A 979-nucleotide genomic window follows, 5' to 3' on the forward strand; every position below is an offset into this window, starting at 1 on the left:
GCCGCTGGATATCGTCGCGCCCGGCCTTCCTGCTCCCGGTCAGAGTACTGGGCAAGTTGTTCCGCCGCCTGTTCCTCACCCGGCTGATCGCGCTGCACGACGCCGATCGGCTCGCCTTCTTCGGCACCCTTGCTCGTCTCGTCGAGCGGCAGGCCTTCCTGCGGCACCTGTCGCCGGTCCGGAACAAGCGCTGGGTGGTCTACGCCAAGGCGCCCTTCGCCGGGCCGGAAGCGGTGCTCGCCTACCTGTCGCGCTACACGCACCGGGTCGCGATCTCGAACCGCCGCCTGATCGCCTTCGACGAGGCTGGAGTCACCTTCCGCTACAAGGACTATCGCCGCGATGGTGTCGAGCGCCAGCGCGCCATGACGCTTGCCGCCGACGAGTTCATCCGCCGCTTCCTGCTCCATGTCCTGCCGCGTGGGTTCCACCGCATCCGTCACTATGGGCTGCTCGCCAGCTCCGCCCGCAAGGCCAGCCTCGCACTCGCGCGCGAACTGCTGAACGTCGATCTGCCGCCCCAAGACGACACTTCGGAAGAACCGGCTGACGTCCGCCGGCCTTGCCCTTGCTGCGGCGGACGCATGGTCGTCATCGAGAGGTTCGAACGGTGGGGCCAGCCTCGTGCACCGCCTGCCTCAAGAGCGCCGAACCGGGAGAACGCCCCATGACCCGGCATGACCAAGTTGCTCGTACGACCGCGCCACGCCGGCGCCGGTCAACAGGATCTTATGTGCACGTTGCCGTGGCGCTGGTCGTCACGCACACCAATCCCGTCGGAATCAACGCAACAGCCTCTGCGACCTGGCCCGGAAGCCGCTTCCACGACATGCCCGGCGCATCTTATGCAGAAGTTCGCGACAGCCGCTGGCGCACCCCGAGGCACAAATCCCCATAGGCAATCGCCTGCGGCCCGCGGGTTCCTGCATCAGAGACTTTCGTACGCCTGACGGCACCCGAAACCCTTCAGCAATGTCGG

Annotated in this window: 1 protein-coding gene; it reads left to right on the plus strand. The window is 66.8% G+C overall.

Going from position 1 to position 979, the window contains the following annotated elements:
• Window positions 1-671: IS91 family transposase (locus NKJ91_RS33650; protein WP_352458935.1), on the plus strand; the 671-nt coding region annotated here is incomplete at its 5' end.
• Window positions 672-979: the final 308 nt, after the last annotated feature.

It is taken from the genome of Mesorhizobium sp. M0040, from assembly GCF_040323505.1.
GTDB lineage: Bacteria > Pseudomonadota > Alphaproteobacteria > Rhizobiales > Rhizobiaceae > Mesorhizobium.